Source organism: Streptomyces humicola, from assembly GCF_024436035.1.
GTDB classification, from domain to species: Bacteria; Actinomycetota; Actinomycetes; order Streptomycetales; family Streptomycetaceae; genus Streptantibioticus_B; species Streptantibioticus_B humicola.
Genome location: NZ_JANFNG010000027.1, coordinates 23,578 through 45,813, shown reverse-complemented (window position 1 = coordinate 45,813; position 22,236 = coordinate 23,578). Strand labels below are relative to the sequence as shown.

Here is a 22,236-nt window from a genome sequence, read left to right as displayed (position 1 = left end):
GCCCCGGTTCCTGCCTTGGTCTTGGCTCGGGTCTCCGACCAGGCAGACCTCATGGTCGTCGGCTCCCGCGGACGCGGCGTTTCACGGCTTCTGAGGCTTGCTGGTTGGGGTGACAGCTCGTCAGTTTGGCTGTATTGCTGGTAGATGCGGTATCCCGATGGGGGTGGCCTGTCCGCGCAGGAGCGGGCTCGGCGGGAACGGGTGCGGTTCGAGGCTGCCGAGATGTTAGAGCAGGGGGTGCCCCCGCCGGTGGTGGCCAGGCGGTTGCGGGTGTCGCGGAAATCCGCGTATGCCTGGCACGCACTCTGGAGTGGGGGCGGGGTGGAGGCGCTGCGGTCCAAGGGGCCCAGCGGGCCGCCGTCGCGGATGAAGCCGGAATGGCGGGCGTGGCTGGACGAGGCGCTGGAGCAGGGGCCGGCCGCGCATGGCTGGGTGCAGCGCTGGACGCTGCCGCGGATCGCGCTGCTTATCGCCCGGCGGTTCTATGTCCGGTTCAGTACCGCGCAGGTCTCCCGGATTTTGCACAAGATGGGGTGGAGCGTACAGGTGCCGGTGCACCGAGCCGCCGAGCGCGATCCGCAGGCCGTGGAGCGGTGGATGCGGCAGGTGTGGCCGACGGTGGAAAGACGGTGCGGGACCAGGGGGCGTGGTTGATCTTCGAGGACGAGTTGGGGCAGAGCCTCCGCCCGCCCAAAGCGCGCACCTGGTCCCGCCGCGGACACACACCGGTGATCAAAGTGACTGGGAAGGGCTCCGGACGGGTCTCGCTGGCCGCCCTGGTGTGCGCTCGGCCCGGGCAGCGCACCCGCTTGTTGTACCGGACCTTGACGCACACCGGCCGCAAGAACGAGAAGAAGGGCTTCCGCGAAGACGACCTTGCGCGCCTGCTTGACGCCGCGAGCCAGCAGCTCGGCGGCAAGATCGTCCTGCTGTGGGACAACGCCGCCCAGCACAAGGACGCCGCGATGCGCGAGCTGCTCGAAACCCGCAGCGCATGGCTGACCGTCTTCTACCTCCCGCCGTACACTCCGGACCTCAACCCGGCCGAAGGGGTGTGGGCGCACCTGAAGAAGTCCCTGTCCAGCCTGGCCCCCTGCACAACCGGCCAGCTCGCAACCAAGTCCCGGACACGGCTGAAGAGGATGCAATACCGCGCAGACCTCCTCGACGGATTCATCGCTGAGACCGGACTGAGCCTCGCCCCACCCTGACCGTCACCCCAACACGCAAGCCTCAGTTGCCCTCGGACCCGTCAGCCGCAGCCTCCTGCAGTGCAGTTCTCCCAGCGCCACTTGCGGCGTCCGCCCGCAGCCTCGGATAACGGCGTCATAGCAGCGCACACGGCTTCTGCGCACGCGGCTCAGCCCAGAGGCAGGAGCAGCGCGCAGGCACCGTGCGGCGCGCAACCGGCCGCGCCGGGCGCTTTGAGTACCGGGCGCTGCTGCCCGCCGAGGTGAAAGCCGAGGAGGTCAGCGGCTCCCTATTGTTCCAAGTGCGCACACGTCGGGGCGGGCTGTCGGCGGCGGCCCCGACGTCAGGCACCAGTAGCAGAGCACTGTGGTCCGGGCCGCGATGCGCACTGCCGCCGAGCCACCCTGCGCAATGTCGCCGCGCAGGCATAGGCGGGACTGGAGCCGCCCTGCGGCCGTCGATACGTCCGGCCGACGTTGCCGCCGCCGGGCGCCTCGCGGTCTGATGGGTGTCGGAGGGCAACCGCGCTGGCCGGCGGCGCTATCTGGCGTAGACGTGCTCGACGAACTCCGCGACTTGGTCGTCGGTGAGGTTTCGGGCCACGTCCGCCTCGCTGATGATGCCGACCAGCCGCTTGTTCTCGATCACCGGAATCCGCTTGATCTGGTGACTTTCCATCTCGTGCAGCACCTGGCTGACGTCGGCATCCGCGTCGATCCAGCGTGGTGTGCCCTCGCACAGCTCGGCGCACCTGGTTTCGGCGGGGTTATGGCCCTTGGACACGCACTTCACCACGATGTCGCGGTCGGTGATGATGCCGCACAGCCGCTCGTTCTGGTCGCTGACTGGTAGGGCGCCCACATTGAGTTCCCGCATCAACTGGGCCGCCCGGTCCAGCGTTTCCTCGCGGTATACCCACTTGGCACCAGGGTGCATGATGTCCTTGGCCGTGGTCATGGCCGCCTCCTGCCTGAATGCGTTCCGTGAAGAAATATCCGTCCGCTTCCATGCTCACCCCGGTACGCGTGGTCGCGCGACCGTACGGACTCGTGGTCCGCGACTACACCGACCCGCCCCGGCCCGGATTTCGATACCCCCGTCAGGAGTCCATGCACACTGGAGGGGCAGCGCGAGAGGGCAGTATGTGAGTTGTTGTCGCTTTCACCGTTGAGGGTTGGGTGAAGGGCCCTGACGCGGGCTTGCTGCCGCGCTACGGACGCGGCTGGACGAACAAGCCGGGCTCAGCTTCGGTGAGGATGCCGCGGCCGACGAGGCGCTTGAGCTTGGCGCGCATGCCCTCGCTGGGCGCCCCGCTGCTCGGCTTCGGCGAGCTCACCGACACCGTCCTGTCCGGCCGCCGCGTCCTCGCGGTCGGCCCGAACCTGCTCATCGCCCGCGAGAAGGGGAATGAGCCGCTGCCGGAGACGAGGCGTCGTCCTCCTCGGGTATCGCCATGAGAGCACGGACCTTGTCCAGCTCCTCCAGCGTCGCACCCGCACAGATCGTTTCTGGCGGACCACGGGCGCTGCGGGTATGCGGCGCGTCGGCATCCCGGCGCGGGTGATCCCAAAATGGGCGGGACCGGCATGGATGCCCAGCGTGCTGGCCTCGCCTATCTGAGGAGGAACTGCGGCCTGCGCTGTTGTCTGTGCGTTTGCTGTCTGCGCGTCTGCGGTGGTTCGGGTATGAGCTCGGCTTCCGGCCCGGCAGTCGACATAGCCCTTCGGACCTGGCGGCGGGGCCGGTTGGCTCTGCCGGGTCTGCGGTGCTGTGCGCGACCGTCGGGGTATGAAGACGCAACTTGGCATCAATGGCGCCGGGCTCGGCCCGGGCAAGAAGACGCGCCTGAATCGGATTCTCCGCCAGCACGGCCTTTGCAATGGCACGGCGATGTTCCTGCCGTACGATCACGGGCTGGAGCACGGCCCGCGGGACTTTTTCGCCAACCCCGCGGTGAGTGACCCGGCCTACATCATCCGGCTGGCGGTCGATGGCGGTTTCAACGGCATCGCGGTCCAGGTCGGGCTGGCCGAGAAGTTCTACTGGGACTATGCCGGCGAGGTTCCGCTGGTGCTGAAGCTGAACGGGAGGACCGACATCCCCTCCGACGCCGAGGCGCTGTCCCCGCTGCACGCCTCCGTCGCGGACGCCGTACGCCTGGGCGCTGACGCCGTCGGCTACACGCTGTATGTGGGCAGTCCCGCTCAGGAAACGGACTTCCGGCAGTTGCGGCAGGTACGCGAGGACGCCCAGCGGTTCGGCATGCCGCTGATCGTGTGGGCGTACCCGCGTGGTGCCGCGGTCGAGGCGAAGGGCGGCAGGGATTCGTTCTACGCGGTCGACTACGCGGCGCGCATCGCCAGCGAACTCGGGGCCGACATGGTCAAGGTGAACTTCCCCCATCCGGAGAAGACCTCCGGCGTGAAGGAGGCCTATCAGCGCGATTTCTCCGCGCAGCAGGCGATCGATGCTGTGGTGCGGTCGGCGAACCGCACCCTGCTGCTGGTCTCAGGAGGGGAGAAACAAGGCGACGAGGCGATGTTGCAGAAGGCGCGCCAGGCGATGGAGGCGGGAGCGACAGGTCTGATCTTCGGGCGCAACGTGTGGCAGCGTGAGCACGACGAATCACTTCGGTTCGTGGCCCGGCTCCAGGACATCCTCGCCAAATACCCTCAGCCCGGTGCTCTGCGGGCTTGAGTACCACATCGGGAGGAACGATGGCTGGTCCGATCGTCGTCGGGGTGGACGGCTCCGGGCGCAGTCTGCGTGCGCTGGCATGGGCCAGCCACGAGGCGGTGCTGCACGGATGCGCACTGCGCGTCATCCACGTCCTGCCCGGGGCACACGAATACGGCCTGTCCGCGGGAGCGCGTGCCTCCCGGACACATGAACGCGACCGGGGCGTGGTGGACGAGGCCACCGCGATCGCCCGGGAGGCCCACCCCGACCTGGAGGTGACCTCTGACCTGCCCTCGGGCTCTCCGGCTGCCGTACTGCTGTCAGAGTCCGAGCACGCGCACACGGTGGTCCTCGGGGCCAAGGGCATGGGCGGTTTCGCCAGCCTGCTGCTGGGGTCGGTCGCCGTGCAGGTCGTCGGACACACGGCGTGCCCGGTGGTCATCGTCAACCACGTCACCACCGGCAACCATCGCATCGTCGTCGGCGCCGACGGCTCGGCTCACTCCCAAGCTGCCTTGGCGTACGCCTTCCGCGAGGCGTCCTTGCGCGGCGACCAGTTGCAGGCGGTGCATGCCTGGAGCCCGCCGGGCCCTCCGGCCCTGGTCAGCTCCGACCCCACGGTGGCCGAGGCGCTCTCGGAACGCCGACGCGCGCTGGAGGAGTGGCTGGCGCCGCTGCGCCAGGAGTATCCGGGCGTGAAGGCGGTGGAGGACCTGGTGCAGGAGGCGCCGGTTCTCGCCCTGGCCCGGGCCTCCGACCGGGCCGACTTGATGGTCGTCGGTTCCCGCGGGCGCGGCGGCTTCCACGGCTTGGCCCTCGGATCGGTCAGCCATGCGCTGCTGCAGTTCTCACTCTGCCCGCTGGCGGTCGTTCGCCCTCGTCCTTAAAGCCTTGTCTGTCCTCGTCGGCCGACGGCTCTCATGCAGCCTGGAACTCGGCACGCACGAGCCGCAGGCTGCACCGTGCGGTTCGCGTGGGCCACCTGAAGTGACCGATTTCGCCGCGCGCAGCGGCAGTTCGAGACCGTCCAGACCCGCCTGATCAATGAACCCCTCGTCGAGTACGTCCAGCCCTTCGGCGGCGCGTACTTCCACCTCCCGCCCGGCGTCACCAACACCCACGACTGGTACGCTCGCACCCTGCCGACCTTACATCCGCTCACCTGCAGGCATCCCTCCCGTATATGCTCGCTATAAGAGGGCAGCGCACCGGGCGTTTTGGCCGGGAACGGCGAGATCGCGTAAGAGGCATGGGGGCGCCCGGCAGAATTCCGGGGCAGACGGACCGCAAGCGCGGCCGCCCAGAACCGCGCGGACATTGACTCGGGATCATCACGTCCACATGAGCCGATCCCTCAGCCGTAGCTGTTCAGCGGGCGTGGACGCGCATAGATCGCACTGGCGAAAGATCCGGGGCACGTGATGGTCTGTCACCTCAGCTGAACAGCTACCCTCAGCCGGTGGATTCGAGCTCAGCTCGACCTGTCCCTCGCCACGTGATCCGAATGAAGCGCACACATCACTCGTTCGACCCACACCGATCGCCGTAGAACGCAGGTTCTGATTCGCTGGCATCGGGCTCGATCGGTCTTGGGGCCCTGCGGCGGATCTGCCAAAGCAGGCAGGCCAGCCGCGTTGACCTAGGCGAAAGGCAGGAGTCTCATGCCGTTCAACAAGGGTGACCGTGTGCGTTTCTCTCCCCGGCCCAATGCGACGAACAGGACTGAGCAGGGCGCTGTCGTCGACGTCACGCAGGACCGTCACGGGCGAACGCACTATGAAGTGCGCCGCGACGCGGATCCGTCTGGGCCTGAGTTCTTTTTCGGTGAAGATGACATAGAAAAGGCTGGAACCGGTCGCCGAAGGCGCGAGCCGCCCTGGAGGAACTGGCCCGGGACGCCCCTGAGCTGCTGGTAGTGAGGTGGTTGTCGTCGTGGTACTCCCACCGTGGTCATGGCGCCTCCGCGAGATCGGCGGGCGAACTGGTGTCCGTGGTCAACGGCAGCACAGGCCGTTCCTGGCGGTCGTCACCGTCCTGAGAGGCGATGACCGCGCCGACTGGTCAGTTCGTGTGTGAGTGAGGCGGGCTCTGTTGCCCGCCTCATCTGCGCCGGGAGCGGCTGCGATCGTCTCAGGACGGGCCGCTGATCTTGATGTGCCGCGGCTTGGCGGCCTGCGCCTTGGGGACGGTCACCGTCAGCACACCGTCGGCCAGGGACGCGCTGACCTTGTCGGCCTTCACCTCGGTGGGGAGTATGGCCCGGTACTCGAAGCGGCCCGTGCGACGGGTGCTGCGGCGCAGCTCGCCCTCGCGTTCCCGCTCCTTGAGCTCTCCGGTGATGGCCAGTTCCCGCTCGCTGACCTGGACGTCGATGTCCTCGCGGGGGATGCCGGGTACCTCGCATTCGACGACGTAACTGTCATCGGTCTCGCGCAGGTCGGCCAGCGGCGCCCAGGCGCCTCTGACGGCTATCGACGGCATGGCGGCTGCGGATTCCAGCAGCCGTTCCATGCGTTCGTACAGATCATCGAGTTCGGCGGTTATGGGTTCACGCAGGCCGGAGAAGGCCCGTTCGAGCATCCGGCCGGGCTGGCGATGGACGGGCATGGTCATCGCGGCGCACCTCCGATGAAGGAGTGATAGTTGGGCTCCTTCCATGCTGCGCGGTGGTGGCGTGCGTGGCGAGTTGAGCACCAGGCGGCGCGAGATGCCGGCCCGGACCAGGCTGCCGGAGCGGCGCATCCTCGTCGACGGGCATGCCGGAGCGCCGCTTGGGCTCGGCTTCGTCCCACGCGTCAGGCGTGCATGAGCAGGGCGTCCAGGGGCCGGTTGTCGTGCAGACGGCCGATGGCGTCGGCCAGGAGCGGGGCCACGGACCGTACCTGGAGCGGCAGCGGCAGGTTCTGCGTCTGGTGGGCAGTGAGCGTGTCGGTGACGAGGAGGCGGCGGATCGGGAGCCGCCCCAGCCGTTCCTGGGCGGAGCCTGTGAAGAGCCCGTGGGTGGCGGCCACGGTGATGTCGGGAGCGGCTCCGCCGTCGAGCAGGGCGGGTATCGCCGCTTCCACGGTGCCGTCGGTGCTGATCATGTCCACGATGACCGCGGGTCGGCCGGCGACGTCCCCTACGAGTTCGTCTGCTTGCACGCTTGTGCCCGATGTGCGGGTCTTGCGGACCACGGCCGTAGGGCGTCGCAGCAGTCCGGCGTAGTGCTCGGCCAGCTTGACGGCACCGAGGTCGGGCGAGACCACCACGGCCGTACCGGGTGTGCTGCCGACGAGGGCAGCGGCGATGAGGGGCACTGCCGTGAGCATCTCGACCGGGATGCTGCACACGGCCTCCAGTGCAGCAGTGTGCGGGTCCACGACGACCAGCCGGTCTGCACCTGCGGCCGTGAGCGCGTCGGCCACCACCCGGGCGCCGACCGCCTGCCCCGCCTGTGTGCGGCGGTCCTGCCGGGCGTAGCCGAAGTACGGCACCACAGCGGTGAGCCTGTCGGCGCCGCTGCGACGACAGGCATCCAGCAGCAGGAGCAACTCGATCAGGTGTTCGTTGACTGCAGGCCCGGTGGGTTGCAGCACATACACATCACCACCCCGCACGAGCCCCGCGACGGGCCGCAGCTCGCCGTCCGGAAACCGCTCCACCTGGCAGGCCACAGGCGCGGTGCCCATAGCTGCCGCCACAGCATCGGCAAGCGCCCGATGGGCCGTTCCCGCGACGATGCAAGCGCCCATCATTCCTCCTCCTGCACGCTGGGTAAGGGCCGGTACCGCGCGCCTGCCTTCAACGCGGTGGCCGCGGTACTTCGCAAACAGTCTGTCGGGTACCTGAAACCACGTTCTCATCCGGCATGCCCAGGCGCTGAGGGGGTACGGCTACGTGGCGACGGGGTGATTGGTCCTTTTAGGCACGATAAGCCCGATATGCAGGAGGGAGGTCGCCATGAGTGTCTTCGGACTGTTCGGCAGAAGCAGCAAGGTGCACTGCAAGAAGGGCTACCACTACGACACCAGGACTCACCGCTGCGTTAAGTAGTGATGGCGCTGCTGGTGAGTTGTTCGCATGATCTCCAGGGTGGGGTCGGTGTCACGTCACGCCGACCCCCGCCTGGCAGGTGCGCAGCCGGCCAACGCTTCTCATCGACCCCCTGCTGTTGGCGGGCAGTCCGGTCAGCCGCTGGGTTGCGGTGCAGGGGCGAGATGGTTGGTGAACCAGTCGCTGGCCAGCTGGGTGACCTTCTCCAGGGTGCCCGGCTCTTCGAAGAGGTGGGTGGCACCGGGGACGACCTCCAGCCGGTTTTCGCAGCACAGTTGTGCCTGTGCCCGCCAGTTGAGCTCGAGCACGAGGGTGTCGTTTCCGCCGACAATCAGCAGGGTGGGCGCGGTGACCTGGGGGAGGCGGGGGCCTGCCAGGTCGGGTCGTCCGCCGCGGGAGACGATGGCGGCGATGCACGCGCCGGGTTCTGCCGCCGCCCACAGTGCGGCGGCTGCTCCGGTGCTGGCGCCGAAGTAGCCGACCGCCAGGGCCTTGGTTTCGGGCTCGGCGTACAGCCAGTCGGTGGCTTGGGCGAGGCGCGAGGCGAGCAGTTCGGTGTCGAACACCTTCGCGCGGTCCATGCCCTCGTCCTCGGTGAGCAGGTCGAACAACAAGGTGCCCAGCCCGGCCTGGTTGAGTCCGGCGGCGACGAAGCGGTTGCGCGGGCTGTGGCGGCTGCTGCCGCTGCCGTGCGCGAAGACCACGATCCCCGTAGCGTTCTCGGGGACGGTCAGGTGCCCGCCGAGCCGGGCCGTTCCGGCCCGCACCTCGACCTCCCGCCCTGCGGGCGGCGGATCGCCCGACCTGGTCGGCGGGGCCGCGGGCGTCTGTCCGTCTGCGCGGCGCGCCGCCCGCCGGAGGCAGTCGACGACGTCGTCGTCGGTGGTCTGGCGGAAGTCGGCGTAGAACTGGCCGATCGCATAGAAATGCACCGGCGTGTGCAGGCAGACCAGCTCGTCGGCGTCCTGGCCGAGCCAAGCCGTCCAACCCCGTGGCGCCACCGGCACCGCAAGTACCACCCGCCCGGCTCCCCGGCCGCGGACGATGCGGCAGCCGGCCCGCGCCGTCGAGCCGGTGGCCACGCCGTCGTCGACCACGAGCACGGTGCGGCCGGTCAGCTCGATGGGCGGCCGCTCGCCCCGGTAACGGTAGGCGCGGCGTTCCAGCACGGTGCGCTCCTGGGCCTCGGCCGCGGCCAGTTCGTCCTCGAAGACACGGGCGCCGCGTACCACCTCGTCGTTGACCACCCGCACGCCGTCCTCTCCGATGGCGCCCATGGCCAGCTCCGGCTGGAACGGCACCCCTAGCTTGCGCACCAGGCACACGTCCAGCGGTGCGTCCAGCGCTTGTGCGACCTGTGCGGCGACGACCACGCCGCCCCGGGGCAGGCCGACCACGACCGGGTTCTCGCCCTTGAAGTGGTCCAATCGGGCCGCCAACTGCCGTCCCGCATCGGTGCGGTCTGTGAATATCACGATGCGCCTCCTTGCCTTCAGCCGTCGACGTCAGCCTTTGACGACGCCCAGCGGCACCAGTCGGGCGACCTTGCGGCACAGGCCGGCGCCCTCGCTGGCTTGCACGACGGCGTCGATGTCTTTGTAGGCGAGCGGCGCCTCCTCGGCGAGCCCGCGCAGTGTCGTCCCGCGCACCGCGATGCCGTGCCTTTCCAGGTCGGCGCGCAGCTGCCGGCCGTCCACCTCGCGGGCCGCGGCGTGTCTGCTGCGGACCCGACCGGCGCCGTGGCAGGTCGAGTGGAAGGCGCCGCCGCCGGCCACGCCCACCAGGACGTAGGAGGCGGTGCCCATGGTGCCGGGGATGAGCACCGGCTGGCCCACCGTGGCGAGATCGTGCGGCAGGTCGGGGTGGCCGGGCGGCAGGGCGCGGGTGGCGCCCTTGCGGTGAACGCACAGCCGCAGCGGGTTGCCGTCGACCCGGTGGATTTCGGTCTTGGCTGTGTTGTGTGAGATGTCGTAGACCAGATCCAGACCGCAGCCGCAGACCGCCTCGAAGGCGTCGCCGGCCGCTTCGGCGAGCAACTGGCGGTTGGCCCGGGCATAGTTGGAGGCCGCGGCCATCGCGCCCAAGTAGGCGCGGCCCTCGGGCGATTCCACCGGAACGCAGGCCAGTTGCCGGTCGGACACGCTGATGCCGTAGCGCGACATCGCCTGGTCCATCGTGCGGACGTGATCGGTGCAGATCTGGTGGCCCAGACCGCGTGAGCCGCAGTGGATCATCACGGTGACCTGGCCCTCGTGCAACCCCATCGCCCGCGCCGCGTCCGGGTCGTAGACGGCCTCGACCGCCTGGACCTCAAGGAAGTGGTTGCCCGAGCCGAGACTGCCGACCTGGCACAGCCCGCGGTCGATCGCGCGGGTGCTCACCTGGGCGGCAAGGGCGCCGGCCAGCCTCCCCTCGTCCTCGCACCGGTTCAGGTCGCGCTGGACGCCGTGGCCGCACTCGACCGCGTACCGGGCGCCGTCTTCAAGGATGTGGTCGAGCTGGCTGCGGCCGACGTGCCAGACGGCGCCGCGGCCAGGTCCCCGCGGGGTGCGGTGGCCGAGCACGTCCATCAGCGCCTGCAGCCGGGGCGCGAGCTCCTGCCGGTCGCACCCGGCGGCCAGCAGCCGCACCCCGCAGGAGATGTCGAAGCCGACGCCGCCCGGCGAGATCACCCCGGAGGCGCCGACATCGGTCGCGGCGACGCCGCCGATCGGGAAGCCGTAGCCCCAGTGCACGTCCGGCATCGCATAGGACGCCTCCACGATGCCCGGCAGCGTGGCCACGTTCACCACCTGCTGCAGCGCCTGGTCCCCGGCCGCCTCCGGCAGCACGTAGCGGCTGGCGAAGACCACGCCGGGCACGCGCATTGGTCCGTGCTGCGGGATGCGGTAGCGGAACGGGCCGTCCTCGACGATCTCTATCCCGGCTACTTCCGCCGTCTTCATGACGATCATCTCCTTATGCGCCGTGCCTGAACGTCACGATCGGCTGTCGACAAGTCGTGATCCGTTGCATCGCGCGGGTATCGCATGTGCCTTCAGACGTCGAGCGTCACCGAGCAGCGAAAGCCGTCCGGGCCACGGGAGAAGGTCAGCTGGTGCAGGGTCACCGCCTTGGGCGTTGCCCCAGTCACGGGTAGTGAGTCCGCATCCGCCATCCGGAAGCGGGCCCGCACACCGCCGGGCATCGCATCCAGATCGACGGCGACCGGGACCTCGGAGGCGGTGTCGAGCCAGTACACGAGCTCCTCCAGCAGCGCCACCAGCAAGTCCTCGTCGCTGTTCGCCGTGATTTCGGCCTCGCGGCTGGTCTGCGCCGTGGCTTCAGTGAGGTCCACGAACGACTCCACCACCGCGCGCACCGCCTCCGCCAGGCACTCCTCGCGGGTCGCACCCCATGCCTCGACCCGCAGGTCGGCGGTGTGCGGAACGCTGCGGTGACCACTGGATGGGACCGTATCTGCCGGATTCATCGCATACCTTCCGTGGGCTGGTACCCGCGGACCCACCGCCCTTGTTCCGGCGCCGAAGTAGCCGACCGCCAGGGCGTTGGCTTCGGGCCCTGCCGAAGACGACGAGCACGGCGGTCCTGCCCGCTGAGTGGCACCTAGAGTCCTTGGGCGAGGAGGATCTCGTGGGCGAGCCGGGCAGCGCGGCTGAGCTGTTCTTCTTCGGGATCCCGGGGGATGAGTCCCTCAAGCCGCTCCAGGGCATCGGCGAGTGTCCGCACTGCCTGGGCGAGGGTTCGCACCCGCGTCTCCAGGACGTTCAGCCGCTCATTGAGCTCCATTTCGGTGACCATCGATTCCATGATGCTTCCTCTTCCGGGTCGGCTTCGGGTTGCCTGCTGATGCGGGCCTCATGGCCGGGGGTACGTGTCCCAAGGAGGGGTGTGTCTGAGCTCGTCGGCCTCGACGGCGTCGCGGCCACCGTTCGCCTGGGTCTGCTCCTGCCGTAGGACGTCGAGGACGACGGAGCCGTCGACGGTCTCTTTGGCGACGAGCAGTTCGGCCAGGCGTTCCAGGGCCGGCCGGTGGTCACGCAGCAAGGCGACGGCGCGCTGTTCGGCCTGGCGCAGCAGGCGGGCGACCTCCTCGTCGACGATGCGCTGGGTCTGTTCCGAGTACGGGGGCCGGACGAGTTCTTCAGCGCTCTCGCCGAGGTAGTGGGGGTGGGATGAGGCGTAGCCGATCGGGCCGAGTTCGGGGGAGAGGCCGAACTCGCGGACCATGCGGGTGGCGATCTGGGTGGCTCCGGCCAGGTCGTTGGCGGCACCCGTGGAGCCCTCGCCGAAGGCGACGAGCTCGGCGGCCCGGCCGCCCAGGCGCACCGCGAGAAGGTCGATCATGTAGCTCTCGCTGTACAAGTGGCGTTCGGCTTCGGGGAGTTGTTCGGTGACGCCGAGGGTGACGCCGGCCGGGAGGATGGTGACCTTGGCGACCGGGTCGGCGTGCTCGCACAGGGCTGCGACCAGGGCGTGGCCGGATTCGTGGACGGCGACGGAGCGGCGTTCCTCGGGCAGCAGGGCGTTGGAGCTCTCGCGGCGGCCGAGCAGCACACGGTCACGAGCGGCGTCCAGGTCGTGCGGCTCGATCCGGGTGCGGTTGTCCCGCACGGCGTTGATGGCCCCCTCGTTGACCAGGTTGGCCAGGTCGGCGCCGGAGAAGCCGGGGGTGGCACGTGCTACGGCATCAAGGTCGACATCGGGGGCGAGGATCTTGTCGCGGGCGTGGACGGCGAGGATCGCGGCCCGCTCGGCCTGGTTGGGCAGCGGCACGGTGACCTGGCGGTCGAAGCGGCCGGGCCGCAGCAGAGCCGGGTCGAGGGCGTCGGGCCGATTGGTGGCCGCGAGGACGACGATGCCAGTGGACTGGTCGAAGCCGTCCATCTCGGCGAGGAGCTGGTTGAGGGTCTGTTCGCGCTCGTCGTTGCCGCCCAGCCGCGGCCCGCCGGCGCGGCGGGATCCGAGGGCGTCGATCTCGTCGATGAAGATGATGGAGGGGGCGCGTTTGCGGGCCTCCTCGAACAGGTCGCGCACCCGGGAGGCGCCGACGCCGACGAACATCTCGACGAATGCCGAGCCGGTGACCGACAGGAACGGCACATCGGCCTCCCCGGCGACCGCCCGCCCGAACAGCGTCTTGCCGGTGCCGGGTGGCCCGACCATGATCACGCCGCGGGGGCCCCTGGCGCCGGCGGCGGTGTAGCGGGCGGGGTTGCGCAGGAAGTCGACGACCTCGCTGATCTCCTGCTTGACCCCGTCGTATCCGGCGATGTCGTCGAACCGGGTGGTGGGCCGCTCCGCCTCGATGATTTTCGCCCGTGAGCGGCCGATGGCGCTCAGCCCGCCGGTCAGCGATCCTGCGGCCCGGCGTCCCATCCACAGGAAGAAGCCGATCAGCAGCAGGAACGGCAGGAAAGACAACACGATGGCCAGGATCGAGGAGCCACCACTACTGCTCTGGCTTGCGGTGATCTGCACGTGGTGGGAGGTCAACTGCTGCTGGAGCTGGCTGCCGGTGCCCAGCGCGGTGGGGATCTGGGTGGTGAACTTCGTGCCGTCCTTCAGGGTGCCGCTGACCGCCCCCTTGTCGTTGATGTCGACGGTCTGCACCTGGCTGGCGCCCACCTTGCCGACGAAGTCGCTGTAGGACAGCGCGGTCGCGTGCGGCCCGGACGGTGCGCGGGACATCAGCAGCACGATCGCAAGCAGCATCACGATCCACCACAAGATCCAACCCGCTCCGCCCCGCTGCGGCGGCCGGCCCGTCGGCCCAGGTGGCTCGCGCGGAGGCCCGGGCTTGGCGGGCGGCGTCAGATGCCGGTGCGGCATCCGCGCTCGTGTGATCACAGCAACTCACACCCTCCATTCCGCCCATTCCGCAGTGAACTCCTGCCAACCAGCCTCAAAGCTTCCGCTCCCCCCGTGGCAGGGGCCGAACGGCCCCGCAGAGGACCATCCGGCCAGGGCGGGACGCAGTTCCCCTCAGCGGGGACCTTCGGCCCTCCAACAACCGGCCGCCACGCGTGATCGTGGAAGGAAAGCGTCGGAGGAAACCAGTCCGTAGTGATCGCGCAGCGATGGAGATGCGGGAGGAGAGCATGAACCGTTCGGCCACCCAGCAAGCCCCCGAGATCCAGGTGAAGGTCCAAGGAGACGTCCCGCCGGAGTGCGTGGAGGACGCGCGAACCAAGGTGTTGGCGGTTGCCGGCCGAGCCCATGAGCCCGTGCTGTTTGCGAGGGTGAAGCTCACCCAGGGACGGGACCCGGCCGTGCGCAGGTCGGCGATGGCGCAGGCCAATCTGGATGTCAACGGCCGGCCGGCGCGGGCTCACGTGGCCGCTCCGTCGATGCCGGAGGCGGTCAACCTGCTGCGCGACCGGCTGGAGCACCGGCTCGCGCGGCTGAGCCGGGACTGGGAGGCGCGGCGGGGCGGCGTGCCGGAGGCCGCGGCGCACGAGGTGGCGCCACGCAAGCGAATCCGCGCACCGGCCCGATTTCTACCCGCGTCCTGTCGAGGAGCGGCGCGTGGTGCGGCACAAGTCCTTCTCCCTGGCCCGGGAGACGCCGGACGAGGCAGCCTTCGAGATGGAGGCGATGGACTACGACTTCCACCTGTTCACCGACCTCGACACCGGACGCGACAGCGTCATCTACCGGGCCGGGCCGACCGGCTACTGACTCGCCCAGGTCGGCACCCCGCCGGACGGCCTCGGCCCGCGTGCCGTGCCGCTGACCCTCAGCACCATCCCGGCCCGCGCGATGACCCTGGAGCAGGCGAAGCGGTGGCTGGAGACGAGCGGGTACCCGTTTGTCTTTTTCGCCGATGCCACCGGGCGAGGCAACGTCCTCTACCACCGCTACGACGGGTGCTACGGGCTGGTCACCCCCGTCGAGCAGCAGGAAGAGAAGCCACCATGAACGTCGCAGGCGACTGGTACAACGAACTCGGCTCCCACATGCGCATGACGACCGACCCGCTCGGCGGCATCATCGGTACGTACGTCTCAGCCACGGGCCACTCGGCCGGCCCGTACGCGCTGGTGGGCCGGTACGAGACGACCACACGACCCGGCTACGGAACCGTCCTGGGCTGGACGGTCGCCTGGCACAACGACCGCAGCGACGCCGAGTCCGTCACCAGCTGGAACGGCATGTACCTCGACGACGGCGGCGACGAACGGATCTACGCCACCTGGCTGCTCACCACCGTCGCGACCGAGACCAACGCCTGGGAATGCACCACCGTCGGCCAGGACACCTTCACACGCCAGGTGCCCGAGCTCGATCAGGCCGCGCTCCACATCCGGCTGGGCACGCTGTCCGAACCCGCCGACCATCCGGCAGACACGACCGCTATGCCGACCCGATGACTCCGCCCCGGCGCGCACGAGCGCAACACCAGCAAACGGCCCAACCCCGCAACGCAATCACCTGGAGGTCCCGATGACCGCCATGGAACGCAGGACGACCCCGTTCATGAACCGCCACCCGGAACTCGCCGGCGTGGTGGACCTGTTCCCCATCATCCGGGCCTTCGCCCCGCAGACGCACTTCATCCACGTCGAGGAGTACCAGGAAGACGGCACCTATGTGGTGCGGGCCGAACTGCCCGGCATCGACCCCGCCAAGGACGTGGAGATCACTTTCGAGCACGGCGTGCTCACCATCAGCGCCGAGCGCACCGAAGAGGAGAAGGACAAGCGGCGTTGCGAGTTCCACTACGGCTCTTTCACGCGCAGCATCCCCCTTCCCGACGGGATCAAGGAGGAGGACATCACCGCCCATTACGACAAGGGCATCCTCACCGTCAAGGCTCCCCTCAGCGAGGTCGCACCCTCCGCCCGCCACATCCCGATCGGCCAGGTCGGCTGACCGCGAATGACAGGGTTCGTGCAGGGCCTGGCGCTGGGCTCACGAGCGGCCCGGTCGCCGGCCCTCGATCGCGTTCCCCGCGCTGCCCGGGCTCCCACCGAAGGGCCGCAGAACCGGAGTGCCCTGCCAAAGAGGCCCACCGACCCGGCGGGCGGCCCTTCAGACAGTGATCCTCGTGTCCACCGCAGATCGGACGAAGACGAAGAGGAGAAGCCGATGCCTACTACCGGACTCCCAGCATTCGACCACACCATCCAGACCGCCAACACCTGGCTGGCCGAAGTGGAGAAGACCTCGGGGAATGCCGACCGCCATCGCGCGTACCGCATCATGCGCGCCTGGCTGCACACCCTGCGCGACCGGCTACCGGTGGATGTCGCCGCGAAACTCGGTGCCCAGTTGCCGGTGCTCCTGCGCGGTGTGTACTACGACGGCTGGGACCCCAGCGGCGTACCGGTGAAGTACGACCGGAAGGCCTACGTGAGGCGGTTCGCGCATGAGTCCTCGCTCAGCGAATCCGAGGTGGAAGGCGCGGCCCGAGCCGTCACCACCGCTATGCACCACCAGTTGTCCAAGGGTGAACTCGACGAAGTTTTCAAGGCACTTCCGCACGATGTGCGCGAGCTGCTGTCCGCCGAACCGTAGACACGCCACGCAATCTACTCGGCCGGGAAGCTGACGCAATGGTTCGCCGGCAGCAGAAGACAATCACGAAGCCCAAAGGTCACTCTTGGTCGGAAGCCGCGACACCCCCTCGGCTGCGGCAACGCGACGGAGCGATCGTCGGATTCGATCCTGGCCGGATCGAAGCGGCAATCTCCCGGGCGGCCTGCGAAGTCGGGCGGCGCGACCCGTCGTTGCCCGCCACGGTGACCGCGGCCATCAGTACCGAGCTGGCCAGACGCTTCGGCAGCCGCCCACCCGGGGTGGAAGACATCCAAGATGCCGTCGAACAGGCGCTTATGCGGGGCGGCTTCGCGGACGTGGCCCGCGCATTCATCGTCTACCGCCGCGAGCACGCTGAGCTGCGCCGCGCGAAGCTGCTCCTCGGCGTGCGAGATGACCTCAAATTGCCATTGAGCGCGGTTGCCGTGCTCAAAGAGCGTTATCTGCTGCGAGATGACCACGGAAGGGTCGCCGAGTCGACTGGGGAGATGATGGACCGCGTCGCCCGTCATGTTGCGCAGGCGGAGGAGGCGTGGTCACCGGGGTCGGCGCAGCGCTGGGTGGAGGCGTTCTCCCGTTCACTGCGCCGGCTGGAGTTCCTGCCCAACTCTCCGACGCTGATGAATGCGGGGACGAGCCTGGGGCTGCTGTCCGGATGCGTGGTGCTCCCGCTCGAGGACTCGCTCGTTTCGATCTTCGGCACGCTCGGGCACGCCGCCCTGTTGCACCAGGCCGGCGCAGGAACCGGCTACTCCTTCTCACGGTTGCGCCCGCGTGGCGATGCCGTTGCCAGTACGGGAGGAGCCGCCAGCGGCCCAGTGTCGTTCCTGTCCGTATTCGACGCAGCCGCAGACGTCCTGGCACAGGGAGGACGACGTCGCGGGGCCTCCATGGCCGTACTGGACGTATCGCACCCCGACATCGTCGACTTCGTCCAAGCCAAGGCCGCGGGTGGGCTGGAGCACTTCAACGTGTCGGTGGCGGTCTCCGACCGCTTCATGCGGGCAGTGCTCCGCGGCACCGGGCACCGCCTGGTGAACCCGCGCACCGGCAAAGCGGTGGCACGCATCGACGCGACGGAGCTCTTCGACCGGATCTGCCGGGCGGCCTGGCGCAGTGGAGATCCCGGCCTGCTGTTCCTCGATCGGATCAACCAGGCCAACCCGCTGCCCTCCTCCGGGCGCATCGAGGCGACCAACCCCTGCGGAGAGGTGCCGCTCCTGCCGTATGAGTCCTGCAACCTCGCATCGCTCAACCTGGCCCGCTTCATATCCGGCGGCCAGGTCGACTTCGAGCGCCTGCGTGCGGCTGTATGGCTGGCGGTGCGGTTCCTCGACGACGTCATCGATGTCAGCCGCTACCCCATCCGCGAGCTGGAGCGCCCGGCGCACGACTCCCGCAAGGTCGGCCTTGGCGTGATGGGGCTGGCCGAGTTGCTGGCCGTCCTGGGGATCCCCTACGACTCCGAGCCGGCCATCCGCCTCGCCGGCCGCGTACTGGCGGTCATCGAGAAGGAAGCCCACCAGGCTTCCGCCGAACTCGCCGCCCAGCGCGGCCCCTTCCCGCTCTACCAGCACAGCCGCTACGCAGGGCAAGGCACCAGGCCCCTGCGCAACGCCCAGCTCACCTCCATCGCCCCGACCGGCACCATCTCGCTCATCGCCGGAACCACCTCGGGGATCGAGCCGATGTTCGCCCTGTCCTACGTGCGTCACATCCTCGGCCGCCAGCTTCCCGAGGTGAACCCTCACTTCGAACGCCTGGCGCGGGACCGGGGGTTCTGGTCCGACCAGCTCAGGGCCGAGCTCGACCGTACAGGCATGGTACGCCAGATCCCGCACGTTCCCCCCGATGTGCGTACCGCGTTCGTGACCGCCCTGGAGATACCGCCCGAGTGGCATCTGAAGATGCAGGCCGCTGTGCAACGCCACGTCGACGCGGCGGTCGCCAAGACCATCAACCTGCCGGAACAGGCCACGGCGGCAGACATCCGCGCGATCTACCTGGCAGCCTGGCAGGCCAGGGTGAAAGGCATCACCGTCTACCGCTACGGAGCCCGCCCCGGCCAGGTCCTCACCCTGGCCGACCCCGGCACCGCGCCAGGAGCCACGGTGAAGATCCACGACGAGTACAGTGGCGGCTGCAGCGGACACACTTGTGCCTTCTGACCACCGTCGCGGAGAACTGTGCAGCGCAATTGCCGCCGCGATATCGGCCGACCCGGGTAGACCAGGCGCGTCATCGTGTGGGAAGGGGGGCGTGCCAGGTCACTCGTGTGCCTCCGCCGGGCGGGGCGTCGATGATCAATTCGCCCCCGAGCTCGGCTGCTCGCTCGGCGAGATGTCTGGACCTGTCGCGTCGGTCGCCGGGAGGGATGCCCACTCCGTCGTCCGTTACCGTTAGCTTCACCTCACCGGAATCAACGGTGAGGCGGACATCGGCTGTGTGTGCGTGCGTGTGCCGCGCGATGTCCGACAGTGCCTCGTCCAGTACTGCCGTCACGTCCTCCACCAGCGACGGCGGCACCTCGGTATCGAGGGGCCCCTCGACGCTCAGGGAAGGGGCGAAGCCCAGGGTCGCCGCGGCCTTCTCGACCGTCTTGGATGCGCGTTCTCGTAGCCGCGACCGTCCGGGCCGACGCTGGTGCGCCCGGAGCCCGTAGATCGTCGAGCGGATGGTCTTGATCGTTTCGTCCATCTCGTCCACCGTCCGCAGCAACCGCTCCCGGAGCTCCGGATGCTGAGCGAGAGGAACCGCGCTCTGCAGCGTCATGCCCATGTCGAACAGCTTCTCGATCGCCAGGTCGTGCAGATCCCGGGCGATACGATCACGATCTTCCAGCAGCGCGATCTGCTCGGCGTCCCGGCGGTGCTCGGCGAGTTCGATCGCCAGCGCTGCCTGTCCGGCGAAGCCGGCCAGCGGCGCCGTCTCCTCGTCAGTGAACGCGGGCTTGCCCGTGGCGCGAGCCAGCATCACTGCGCCCCGCACGGCCTCGCCGGTGATCATTGGTACCGCGACTGCGGGCCCCAACCCCTTCCAGCGTGGCGGCCCTGCCGTGATTCGGGGATCCCGCTCGATGTCGAGGCTTGTCACCGGCTTGGCTGCGGTGAAGGCCTCCCCCGCGAAGGTGCCGTGGCGCGGCAGCACCAGGCCGCGGTGGGTCTCTGCATCGATACCTGAGGCGAGGGCCACCTTGAGATCGTCGCGTCCCTTGACCGGCAGCGCCAGGAGCACCAGATCCGCGGACAGGATCCGCCGTGCGCTCTCGGCGATCAGTTCGACCACGCCGTGCTCGTCGGCACCGGACAGCAGGCGGCGGGTGACCTCGGCGCTTGCCTCCAGCCACTGCTGCCGGTCGGTGGTCTCCTGATACAACCGCGCGTTCTCGATGGCGACGCCCGCGGCCACCGCCAGCGTCTGGAGCAGGGACTCGTCCTCCGGGGCGAATTCATCGGCCCGCTGCTTCTGCGTGAGGTAGAGGTTGCCGAACACCTCGCCCCGCACCCGGACGGGCACTCCGAGGAACGAGTGCATCGGCGGGTGGTGCGGCGGAAACCCGTAGGACGCGGGGTGCTCGGACAGCTCGCGCAGGCGCAGCGGTTTGGGGTCGCGGATCAGTTCGCCCAGCACGCCGTGGCCTGAGGGGAAGGCTTCGATCCGGCGTATCTGCTCCTCGGTCACGCCCACCGGCTCGAACTGGGCGAGCTTGCCGTCCGCACCGATCACTCCCAGCGCACCGTACTCGCAGTCGACCAGCTCGACGGCGGCCTGCGTGATGCGGCGCAGGACGTGCGTGACATCCAGATCGCGGCCAACGGAGAGCACGGCTTGGAGCAGCTGGTGAATCCGGTCCCGTGCGTTCCGTGCGGCGCTGATCCGTGCCTGCAGCTCTTCCAGCAGCTCATCGAGCTGCAGGCGGGGCAGATCGTCTGGACCCTTTGTGTCGTCTGTTGGCACGGTCGCTGACCCCTCTGCCGGAGGGCTTCAAGGAACCCTGTTCCCAAAAGGCGGGCGTGATCCAGTACATTCCGCCGACGCGCGGCTGTCCACCGCACGGCCCGAGAGCTGCCCGCTTCTGCCAGCCGCTACTCTCCGCGCGGCGCTGGATGGCACCGGGGCAGCCGTACCGGGCGGGTCCGCGCCCACGCTCTGTGCCGGTGCATCCAGGCAGATGGGCCGACCGCCCGCCGTCGAGGACCTTCGGCCCTCGCTTGTTCGACGGGTCCCGTGGTGAGCCTGGAGGTGATGGCGTGAGGAGGATGCCATGACGCGTTCGGCAAACCGGCAGACTCCCGAAGTCCAGGATGGAGCTTGATCCGGGCGAACTCGACCGGTTCCGGCGATCGGCCGATCAGTGACTGCACCCTGGCCTGCACCTGATCGACCGAATCCGGCGGGACCATACCCCGGACCTCGACGCGCGCCGGGACCGACTCGATGCCGCCATCGCCGAACTCGCCGCAAGCCGGTAGCCTGTGGGTTCGGCGCGGTAGATGACGCTGTCCTGCCCGGATCCGGCGTCGGTGAATCGAGCGCCTCGTCGTAGGCCAGGCGCAGCCCAATCTGCTCGAAGTGGTGGCCGGCCAGCCACTGGTGGTGGGCGGCGGTCCATGCCTTGCCTCCGTTGTAGACCAGGCCGTGCCGCAGCAGCAGCTTGGACAACCGGTGCCGCGCCCGCATCAGATCCGCCCGGACATCCTCCCGGGCCCGCATCAGATCCCGGGCGGCTTCTTGACCCAGTGTCGGTACCCGCACGCCGGGCAGCTCGTCCAGGCGCAGCAGCTTGGCCAGGCGCCTCGCGTCGCGCTGGTCGGTCTTGACCGGTCATTATGGCTCCTGGTCGACGATCTATGACCGATTCCGGATGTGGGCGCGCGACGAGGTCTTCCAGGCCCTCATGGACGCGATGATCGCCGAGGGGGCAGCCCGCGACGATATCGACCTCAGCCTGGTCAGCGTGGACTCCACCGTCGCCCGCGCGCATCACCATGCGGCAGGCATGGTGGTCGACCCAGAGCTCCTTGAAGACCTGGAGAAGGCCGTGGCGGAGGAAAAGGGGCTGCGGCAAAGAAACAAAGCGACTCCGTAGGCGAGGTGCCCGAGGGCCAGGAAGACCCCGAGCGAGAACAGCGCCGGGACCTGCGCCGACGTCGCAGGGCTCGACTGCGGGCCGCCGAACTGGCCCGCTCCCGGGGCGGGCTGACCAGCAAGGTCCACCTCGCCGTCGAGCGGCGCTGCCGCCCGCTGTCGATCATCCTCACCGCCGGACAGGCCGCGGATAGCCCGCGCTTCATCCCTGTCCTGGAGAAGATCAAGGTGCGCGGGCGGGTCGGGCGCCCCAGGACCCGGCCGGATGCAGCGGCTGGAGACAAGGCCTATTCGTCCCGTGCCAACCGCGCCCACCTGCGCAGACGCAACATCAAGGCGGTGATCCCGGAGAAGACCGATCAGGCCGCCAACCGCAAGAAGAAGGGACGCTCCGGCGGCCGCCCGGTCAGCCACGACGCCACGCTGTACAAAGACCGCAACACTGTCGAACGCGGTATCAACAGGTTCAAGGAATGGAGAGGGCTGGCCACCCGCTACGACAAGACACCCGAGAGCTACACCGCCGGACTCCACCTGCGCGGATCCATCCTCTGGCTACGCAGCCTGCCAGCCCTCCCGTGATCTCAAGTCAGAACACGCCCTAATAGGAGGGGACAGTGGGGTCCACGTGCCCGGCAGCTGCCGGCGGTTGGGGATCTCGACGGAGGTGGGGCTCGGCCTTGCTCAGGGCTCGGCTGCAAC

General features: G+C 69.0%; 19 protein-coding genes and 1 pseudogene. 11 read left to right on the top strand and 9 right to left on the bottom strand.

The genetic code is table 11. The features are described 5' to 3' along the window. Positions 1–144 precede the first annotated feature (144 nt). Positions 145–1,211, top strand: a protein-coding gene (locus tag NGB36_RS34080; RefSeq protein WP_443741613.1) for an IS630 family transposase whose coding sequence is annotated in 2 segments (ribosomal slippage) — positions 145–625 and positions 625–1,211 — 1,068 coding nt in all. Because the reading frame shifts where the segments join, the coding sequence is not laid out codon by codon here. A 520-nt stretch (positions 1,212–1,731) separates the two neighbouring features. Here NGB36_RS34080 and NGB36_RS25875 read toward each other — a convergent pair. Then, positions 1,732–2,148, bottom strand: coding sequence for a CBS domain-containing protein (locus tag NGB36_RS25875; protein ID WP_255922922.1), 417 nt, complete (start codon positions 2,146–2,148; stop codon positions 1,732–1,734). Positions 2,149–2,474: 326 nt separating this feature from the next. Here NGB36_RS25875 and NGB36_RS25870 point away from each other — a divergent pair, with 326 nt between their 5' ends. The 3 genes from NGB36_RS25870 to NGB36_RS25860 all read left to right on the top strand — a co-directional run bounded on the left by NGB36_RS25870 (position 2,475) and on the right by NGB36_RS25860 (position 4,757). Then, positions 2,475–2,648, top strand: coding sequence for a hypothetical protein (locus NGB36_RS25870; RefSeq protein WP_255922920.1), 174 nt, complete (start codon positions 2,475–2,477; stop codon positions 2,646–2,648). A 313-nt stretch (positions 2,649–2,961) separates the two neighbouring features. Further along, positions 2,962–3,888, top strand: coding sequence for a class I fructose-bisphosphate aldolase (locus NGB36_RS25865; RefSeq protein ID WP_255922919.1), 927 nt, complete (start codon positions 2,962–2,964; stop codon positions 3,886–3,888). Between the two features lie 20 nt (positions 3,889–3,908). Next, on the top strand, positions 3,909–4,757 hold the full coding sequence (locus tag NGB36_RS25860) for a universal stress protein (protein WP_255922917.1): 849 nt from the start codon (positions 3,909–3,911) through the stop codon (positions 4,755–4,757). A 1,243-nt stretch (positions 4,758–6,000) separates the two neighbouring features. Here the strand turns inward: NGB36_RS25860 and NGB36_RS25855 are convergent. The 7 genes from NGB36_RS25855 to ftsH form a co-directional block, all read right to left on the bottom strand. Next, positions 6,001–6,483 (bottom strand): Hsp20/alpha crystallin family protein, encoded by a 483-nt coding sequence (locus NGB36_RS25855; protein ID WP_255922916.1) that lies wholly within the window; start codon positions 6,481–6,483, stop codon positions 6,001–6,003. A 182-nt stretch (positions 6,484–6,665) separates the two neighbouring features. Then, positions 6,666–7,604: a ribose-phosphate diphosphokinase gene (locus NGB36_RS25850; protein ID WP_255922915.1), complete on the bottom strand. Its 939-nt coding sequence runs from the start codon at positions 7,602–7,604 to the stop codon at positions 6,666–6,668. A 435-nt stretch (positions 7,605–8,039) separates the two neighbouring features. After that, a complete protein-coding gene (locus tag NGB36_RS25845) occupies positions 8,040–9,380 on the bottom strand; it encodes a phosphoribosyltransferase family protein (protein WP_255922914.1) in 1,341 nt (446 codons plus the stop codon). Between the two features lie 30 nt (positions 9,381–9,410). Continuing rightward, positions 9,411–10,850 carry an RtcB family protein gene (locus tag NGB36_RS25840; RefSeq protein ID WP_269470578.1) on the bottom strand — a complete coding sequence of 480 codons (1,440 nt, stop codon included), beginning with the start codon at positions 10,848–10,850 and terminating at the stop codon, positions 9,411–9,413. Between the two features lie 92 nt (positions 10,851–10,942). After that, entirely contained in the window at positions 10,943–11,377 is a 435-nt protein-coding gene (locus NGB36_RS25835; RefSeq protein WP_255922913.1) for an archease, read from the bottom strand. 134 nt (positions 11,378–11,511) lie between these two features. Beyond that, positions 11,512–11,715, bottom strand: a complete 204-nt coding sequence (locus tag NGB36_RS25830; protein WP_255922911.1) for a hypothetical protein — start codon at positions 11,713–11,715, stop codon at positions 11,512–11,514. A gap of 48 nt (positions 11,716–11,763) precedes the next feature. After that, complete coding sequence (gene ftsH, locus NGB36_RS25825) at positions 11,764–13,737, bottom strand: ATP-dependent zinc metalloprotease FtsH (RefSeq protein WP_255922970.1); 1,974 nt, start codon at positions 13,735–13,737, stop codon at positions 11,764–11,766. 696 nt (positions 13,738–14,433) lie between these two features. Here ftsH and NGB36_RS25820 point away from each other — a divergent pair. From NGB36_RS25820 to NGB36_RS25795, 6 genes are all read left to right on the top strand, one after another. Beyond that, positions 14,434–14,586, top strand: coding sequence for a sigma 54 modulation/S30EA ribosomal C-terminal domain-containing protein (locus NGB36_RS25820; RefSeq protein WP_255922909.1), 153 nt, complete (start codon positions 14,434–14,436; stop codon positions 14,584–14,586). Between the two features lie 45 nt (positions 14,587–14,631). Then, positions 14,632–14,826: a sigma 54 modulation/S30EA ribosomal C-terminal domain-containing protein gene (locus NGB36_RS25815; RefSeq protein WP_255922907.1), complete on the top strand. Its 195-nt coding sequence runs from the start codon at positions 14,632–14,634 to the stop codon at positions 14,824–14,826. After that, positions 14,823–15,278 (top strand): avidin/streptavidin family protein, encoded by a 456-nt coding sequence (locus NGB36_RS25810; RefSeq protein ID WP_255922906.1) that lies wholly within the window; start codon positions 14,823–14,825, stop codon positions 15,276–15,278. Before NGB36_RS25815 ends, NGB36_RS25810 begins: the two co-directional genes overlap by 4 nt. Before the next feature lie 73 nt (positions 15,279–15,351). Next, positions 15,352–15,780: an Hsp20/alpha crystallin family protein gene (locus tag NGB36_RS25805; protein ID WP_255922904.1), complete on the top strand. Its 429-nt coding sequence runs from the start codon at positions 15,352–15,354 to the stop codon at positions 15,778–15,780. 216 nt (positions 15,781–15,996) lie between these two features. Further along, positions 15,997–16,425, top strand: coding sequence for a DUF2267 domain-containing protein (locus NGB36_RS25800; protein WP_255922902.1), 429 nt, complete (start codon positions 15,997–15,999; stop codon positions 16,423–16,425). Between the two features lie 38 nt (positions 16,426–16,463). Beyond that, complete coding sequence (locus NGB36_RS25795; protein ID WP_255922901.1) at positions 16,464–18,614, top strand: adenosylcobalamin-dependent ribonucleoside-diphosphate reductase; 2,151 nt, start codon at positions 16,464–16,466, stop codon at positions 18,612–18,614. Between the two features lie 70 nt (positions 18,615–18,684). On the opposite strand, the gene NGB36_RS25790 is transcribed toward NGB36_RS25795, so the two are convergent. Further along, positions 18,685–20,403, bottom strand: coding sequence for a sensor histidine kinase (locus NGB36_RS25790; protein ID WP_255922900.1), 1,719 nt, complete (start codon positions 20,401–20,403; stop codon positions 18,685–18,687). Positions 20,404–21,238: 835 nt separating this feature from the next. On the opposite strand from NGB36_RS25790, the pseudogene NGB36_RS25785 reads away from it, so the two are divergent. Then, positions 21,239–22,116 (top strand): annotated as a pseudogene (locus tag NGB36_RS25785) (IS5 family transposase); the annotation flags it as partial. Positions 22,117–22,236 lie beyond the last annotated feature (120 nt).

Bases quoted from the DNA above. Each gene is read 5' to 3' on its own strand.
- NGB36_RS25830 (WP_255922911.1), bottom strand. From the start codon at position 11,715: ATGGAATCGATGGTCACCGAAATGGAGCTCAATGAGCGGCTGAACGTC.
- NGB36_RS25850 (WP_255922915.1), bottom strand. From the start codon at position 7,604: ATGGGCGCTTGCATCGTCGCGGGAACGGCCCATCGGGCGCTTGCCGAT.
- NGB36_RS25800 (WP_255922902.1), top strand. From the start codon at position 15,997: ATGCCTACTACCGGACTCCCAGCATTCGACCACACCATCCAGACCGCC.
- NGB36_RS25855 (WP_255922916.1), bottom strand. From the start codon at position 6,483: ATGACCATGCCCGTCCATCGCCAGCCCGGCCGGATGCTCGAACGGGCC.
- NGB36_RS25860 (WP_255922917.1), top strand. From the start codon at position 3,909: ATGGCTGGTCCGATCGTCGTCGGGGTGGACGGCTCCGGGCGCAGTCTG.
- NGB36_RS25795 (WP_255922901.1), top strand. From the start codon at position 16,464: ATGGTTCGCCGGCAGCAGAAGACAATCACGAAGCCCAAAGGTCACTCT.
- NGB36_RS25810 (WP_255922906.1), top strand. From the start codon at position 14,823: ATGAACGTCGCAGGCGACTGGTACAACGAACTCGGCTCCCACATGCGC.
- NGB36_RS25840 (WP_269470578.1), bottom strand. From the start codon at position 10,850: ATGAAGACGGCGGAAGTAGCCGGGATAGAGATCGTCGAGGACGGCCCG.
- NGB36_RS25835 (WP_255922913.1), bottom strand. From the start codon at position 11,377: ATGAATCCGGCAGATACGGTCCCATCCAGTGGTCACCGCAGCGTTCCG.
- NGB36_RS25875 (WP_255922922.1), bottom strand. From the start codon at position 2,148: ATGACCACGGCCAAGGACATCATGCACCCTGGTGCCAAGTGGGTATAC.
- NGB36_RS25805 (WP_255922904.1), top strand. From the start codon at position 15,352: ATGACCGCCATGGAACGCAGGACGACCCCGTTCATGAACCGCCACCCG.
- ftsH (WP_255922970.1), bottom strand. From the start codon at position 13,737: ATGCCGCACCGGCATCTGACGCCGCCCGCCAAGCCCGGGCCTCCGCGC.